This window comes from Pyramidobacter sp. C12-8 (assembly GCF_002007215.1).
Classification (GTDB): domain Bacteria; phylum Synergistota; class Synergistia; order Synergistales; family Dethiosulfovibrionaceae; genus Pyramidobacter.
This window is the reverse complement of sequence record NZ_MUHX01000128.1, coordinates 1-232: the sequence shown is the minus strand read 5'-3', so window position 1 is coordinate 232 and position 232 is coordinate 1. Positions and strand designations below refer to the sequence as shown.

General features: G+C 53.4%; 1 protein-coding gene. It reads right to left on the bottom strand.

Features of this window, described 5'->3' with window-relative positions; translation table 11 throughout:
- Window positions 1-29: 29 nt before the first annotated feature.
- Window positions 30-232 (bottom strand): hypothetical protein (locus B0D78_RS13330; protein WP_205948345.1); only part of this gene is annotated, 203 nt, incomplete at its 5' end.

The following is a 232-nucleotide window of genomic DNA, read 5'->3' as shown; positions in this document are numbered from 1 at the left end:
CGCAGGTCGGAGCCTGCGCATCTCCATGCTTATGCTTCGGGGGGGAGAGGGTGTTTCACTTGCTTGTCCGGTGGCAGCATGGGGCGTTTTGGAGGATTCTTGTGCTGTTTCGGTGGTTGCCCGTTGTTGTTATTGTTGCCGCCGTTGTTGTTATTGTTGTTGCGTGGGCGGTTGTTATTATTATTGTTGTTGCGATTGTTCGGATTGCCGTCGAACCGCCGTTGCTGGTTGT